The sequence below is a fragment of the Ammoniphilus oxalaticus genome (assembly GCF_003609605.1).
In the GTDB taxonomy this organism is placed as follows: Bacteria; Bacillota; Bacilli; order Aneurinibacillales; family RAOX-1; genus Ammoniphilus; species Ammoniphilus oxalaticus.
The window spans coordinates 1-3,230 of the sequence record NZ_MCHY01000005.1; the positions used below are offsets into that span (position 1 = coordinate 1).

1 protein-coding gene and 27 tRNA genes are annotated in these 3,230 nt (G+C 49.3%); all 28 read left to right on the plus strand.

Translation table 11 applies throughout. The annotated features are described in order from the left end of the window. The first annotated feature begins 140 nt into the window (after positions 1-140). The 28 genes from BEP19_RS01860 to BEP19_RS01995 all read left to right on the plus strand — a co-directional run bounded on the left by BEP19_RS01860 (position 141) and on the right by BEP19_RS01995 (position 3,077). A tRNA-Ser gene (locus tag BEP19_RS01860) sits at positions 141-231 on the plus strand. A 6-nt stretch (positions 232-237) separates the two neighbouring features. Further along, positions 238-328: transfer RNA gene (locus tag BEP19_RS01865), tRNA-Ser, on the plus strand. A gap of 4 nt (positions 329-332) precedes the next feature. Next, a tRNA-Thr gene (locus BEP19_RS01870) sits at positions 333-408 on the plus strand. 20 nt (positions 409-428) lie between these two features. Further along, positions 429-505 (plus strand) — tRNA-Met (locus BEP19_RS01875). Positions 506-509: 4 nt separating this feature from the next. After that, positions 510-585, plus strand: a tRNA-Met gene (locus BEP19_RS01880). Between the two features lie 4 nt (positions 586-589). Continuing rightward, positions 590-663 (plus strand) — tRNA-Trp (locus BEP19_RS01885). A gap of 5 nt (positions 664-668) precedes the next feature. Beyond that, positions 669-744: transfer RNA gene (locus BEP19_RS01890), tRNA-His, on the plus strand. 4 nt (positions 745-748) lie between these two features. Continuing rightward, positions 749-823 (plus strand) — tRNA-Cys (locus BEP19_RS01895). A 5-nt stretch (positions 824-828) separates the two neighbouring features. After that, positions 829-905, plus strand: a tRNA-Arg gene (locus BEP19_RS01900). A gap of 3 nt (positions 906-908) precedes the next feature. Beyond that, a tRNA-Ile gene (locus BEP19_RS01905) sits at positions 909-984 on the plus strand. A gap of 1 nt (position 985) precedes the next feature. Then, a tRNA-Leu gene (locus tag BEP19_RS01910) sits at positions 986-1,072 on the plus strand. 19 nt (positions 1,073-1,091) lie between these two features. Then, positions 1,092-1,180 (plus strand) — tRNA-Ser (locus BEP19_RS01915). A 91-nt stretch (positions 1,181-1,271) separates the two neighbouring features. Continuing rightward, a tRNA-Glu gene (locus BEP19_RS01920) sits at positions 1,272-1,348 on the plus strand. 5 nt (positions 1,349-1,353) lie between these two features. Then, positions 1,354-1,429 (plus strand) — tRNA-Val (locus BEP19_RS01925). Positions 1,430-1,451: 22 nt separating this feature from the next. After that, positions 1,452-1,527, plus strand: a tRNA-Thr gene (locus BEP19_RS01930). A 4-nt stretch (positions 1,528-1,531) separates the two neighbouring features. Continuing rightward, positions 1,532-1,608, plus strand: a tRNA-Asp gene (locus tag BEP19_RS01935). Positions 1,609-1,628: 20 nt separating this feature from the next. Then, positions 1,629-1,704: transfer RNA gene (locus BEP19_RS01940), tRNA-Phe, on the plus strand. Positions 1,705-1,709: 5 nt separating this feature from the next. Then, positions 1,710-1,794 (plus strand) — tRNA-Tyr (locus BEP19_RS01945). Between the two features lie 10 nt (positions 1,795-1,804). Beyond that, positions 1,805-1,879, plus strand: a tRNA-Gln gene (locus BEP19_RS01950). A 6-nt stretch (positions 1,880-1,885) separates the two neighbouring features. Then, positions 1,886-1,961: transfer RNA gene (locus tag BEP19_RS01955), tRNA-Lys, on the plus strand. A 22-nt stretch (positions 1,962-1,983) separates the two neighbouring features. After that, positions 1,984-2,067: transfer RNA gene (locus BEP19_RS01960), tRNA-Leu, on the plus strand. A 1-nt stretch (position 2,068) separates the two neighbouring features. After that, a tRNA-Gly gene (locus BEP19_RS01965) sits at positions 2,069-2,144 on the plus strand. A gap of 27 nt (positions 2,145-2,171) precedes the next feature. After that, a tRNA-Leu gene (locus tag BEP19_RS01970) sits at positions 2,172-2,260 on the plus strand. Positions 2,261-2,287: 27 nt separating this feature from the next. Next, positions 2,288-2,364: transfer RNA gene (locus BEP19_RS01975), tRNA-Arg, on the plus strand. Between the two features lie 4 nt (positions 2,365-2,368). Beyond that, a tRNA-Pro gene (locus tag BEP19_RS01980) sits at positions 2,369-2,445 on the plus strand. Positions 2,446-2,458: 13 nt separating this feature from the next. Then, positions 2,459-2,532, plus strand: a tRNA-Gly gene (locus BEP19_RS01985). A gap of 4 nt (positions 2,533-2,536) precedes the next feature. Then, positions 2,537-2,613 (plus strand) — tRNA-Ile (locus tag BEP19_RS01990). A gap of 176 nt (positions 2,614-2,789) precedes the next feature. Next, positions 2,790-3,077, plus strand: a complete 288-nt coding sequence (locus BEP19_RS01995; protein WP_120188170.1) for a hypothetical protein — start codon at positions 2,790-2,792, stop codon at positions 3,075-3,077. Positions 3,078-3,230 lie beyond the last annotated feature (153 nt).

Sequence of the window (3,230 nt, forward strand, 5' to 3'; positions counted from 1 at the left end):
CCTCAGTAGCTCAATGGTGGAGCAACCGGCTGTTAACCGGTAGGTTGGCGGTTCGAGTCCGTCCTGAGGAGCCATACATAACAAATAGACCCTCTGTCCCTGGTCGGCAGGGGGTTGTTTTATTTGTTATTTTTAAAAATAGAGAGGTGTCCGAGCTGGCCGAAGGAGCACGATTGGAAATCGTGTATACGTGTGAGCGTATCGAGGGTTCGAATCCCTTCCTCTCTGCCATACCATGGAGAGTTACCCAAGAGGCCGAAGGGGACGGTTTGCTAAACCGTTAGGGTGGGCAACTGCCGCGAGGGTTCGAATCCCTCACTCTCCGCCACAGTGCTCCTGTAGCTCAGTAGGCAGAGCGCATCCATGGTAAGGATGAGGTCGCAGGTTCGATTCCTGTCGGGAGCACCATTATTTTATAAAAAGAAGAAGGCGGTGTAGCTCAGCTGGCTAGAGCGTACGGTTCATACCCGTAAGGTCGGGGGTTCGATCCCCTCCGCCGCTACCATTAACGCGGGATGGAGCAGTTGGTAGCTCGTCGGGCTCATAACCCGAAGGTCGCAGGTTCAAGTCCTGCTCCCGCAACCAATTTAGGGACATAGTTTAACGGTAGAACAGAGGTCTCCAAAACCTCTAGTGTGGGTTCGATTCCTACTGTCCCTGCCAAAATGGCGATCGTGGCGAAGTGGTTAACGCATCGGATTGTGGCTCCGACATTCGTGGGTTCGATTCCCATCGATCGCCCCATAAAGGGAGCATAGCCAAGGGGTAAGGCACAGGTCTGCAAAACCTTTATTCCCCGGTTCAAATCCGGGTGCTCCCTCCAAAAATGTCCCAGTAGCTCAGTTGGATAGAGCAACGGCCTTCTAAGCCGTGCGTCAGGGGTTCGAATCCCTTCTGGGACGCCAGTGGGGCCCTTAGCTCAGCTGGTAGAGCGGTCGGCTCATAACCGATTGGCCGCAGGTTCAAGTCCTGCAGGGCCCACCATGCGGTCGTGGTGGAATTGGCAGACACGCTACCTTGAGGGGGTAGTGGTCATTAGATCGTGCGAGTTCGAGTCTCGCCGACCGCACCATAGGTGAAAAAAATAATGCGGAGGGATACCGAAGTGGTCATAACGGGGCGGTCTTGAAAACCGTTAGGGTGCAAGCCCACGGGGGTTCGAATCCCTCTCCCTCCGCCATAAAAATACAACAAAAAACACATTTTCAAAATTTAACCATTGAAATCATAGACAAACCATGATAAATTATTACTTGTCGCTTTTAAATAATGGCCCGTTGGAGAAGTGGCTTAACTCACATGCCTTTCACGCATGCATTCAGGGGTTCGAATCCCCTACGGGTCACCAAAAGAGGGCGCTTAGCTCAGCTGGGAGAGCACCTGCCTTACAAGCAGGGGGTCGGCGGTTCGATCCCGTCAGCGCCCACCAATCTAAAATATATTTTTTTAATGCCGGCTTAGCTCAATTGGTAGAGCACCTGACTTGTAATCAGGGGGTTGAGGGTTCAAGTCCTTTAGCCGGCACCATTATGGAGCTGTGGTGAAGTTGGAGTTCACGCCGGTCTGTCACACCGGAGGTCGCGGGTTCGAGCCCCGTCAGCTCCGCCATTTATTAAAAAGTAAAAAAAGGCTTGGTAGCTCAGTCGGTAGAGCAGAGGACTGAAAATCCTCGTGTCGGCGGTTCGATTCCGTCCCAAGCCACCACTTTTGGAGGGGTAGCGAAGTGGCTAAACGCGGCGGACTGTAAATCCGCTCCCTAAGGGTTCGGCGGTTCGAATCCGTCCCCCTCCACCATTCGAAATATTGGCCCGTAGCCAAGCGGTAAGGCAACGGACTTTGACTCCGTCATGCCCTGGTTCGAATCCAGGCGGGCCAGCCATTTTAAGAGCCATTAGCTCAGTTGGTAGAGCACCTGACTTTTAATCAGGGAGTCACTGGTTCGAGTCCAGTATGGCTCACCATTTTAAACGATATAAAATCAATGCGGGTGTGGCGGAACTGGCAGACGCACTAGACTTAGGATCTAGCGCCTTTGGCGTGGGGGTTCGACTCCCTTCACCCGCACCATGCGGACGTAGCTCAGTTGGTAGAGCACAACCTTGCCAAGGTTGGGGTCGCGAGTTCGAGTCTCGTCGTCCGCTCCATAATAGAAAACAGTGCCATTATTAGATGCCGGGGTGGCGGAACTGGCAGACGCACAGGACTTAAAATCCTGCGGTAGGTAACTACCGTACCGGTTCGATTCCGGTCCTCGGCACCAATCTATTCCTTTAAAAAAACATATTATGTGCCCGTAGCTCAATCGGATAGAGCGTCTGACTACGAATCAGAAGGCTGGGAGTTCGAGTCTCTCCGGGCACGCCATTTTCGGGAAGTGGCGCAGCTTGGTAGCGCATCTGGTTTGGGACCAGAGGGTCGCAGGTTCGAATCCTGTCTTCCCGACCATTTAATTTAAAATGCGGGTGTAGTTCAATGGTAGAACTCCAGCCTTCCAAGCTGGTCGCGAGGGTTCGATTCCCTTCACCCGCTCCATAAGGGGCCCATAGCTCAGCTGGTTAGAGCGCACGCCTGATAAGCGTGAGGTCGGTGGTTCGAGTCCACTTGGGCCCACCATNCACTTGGGCCCACCATACATATTAAAATCAGTCCTATTCATATGAATAGGACTTTTTGTTTTTTTTATGTAATGTTCGCTTCTAAACTCTCCCCTCCCCTCATAGTTACTGAGTAACACTGTTACTGAGTAACAGTGTTCCCGATATAAACCTATAAAATGGAGGTAATTTGTTATGAGAGAGGTAAGGGTAAGTAGGCGACCTGAACGATCTAACAAAAAAATTAGAGTTAATTCGTCTTTAGATAAAGCAGTCCATGAAAAATTAGATCGTCTGGCAATGGCATGCGGAACAACTAAAACCGCCTTAGCAGCCTATTTAGTGGACTTGTGTTTAGAGAACGAAAACATAATTAATTATGTACAGGACCAGTATCAGGATACCTCACGCTTTAGAATTATCCCAACCAAAATTGAAGGTAGGATAAAGTTCGTTTTTACCGAAAAGAAAAATAAAGACTAAGACAGATCTGTCTCAGTCTTTATTTTTTCCAGTAATTTAATATTGTCTCTTAAAAAACAATCATGATATATTATCTCTTGTCTTTTAAAAAAACTCATCTGTATATCCATAATATTACTGTTGAATTTATTTTGTTAGTATGTTATATTATTA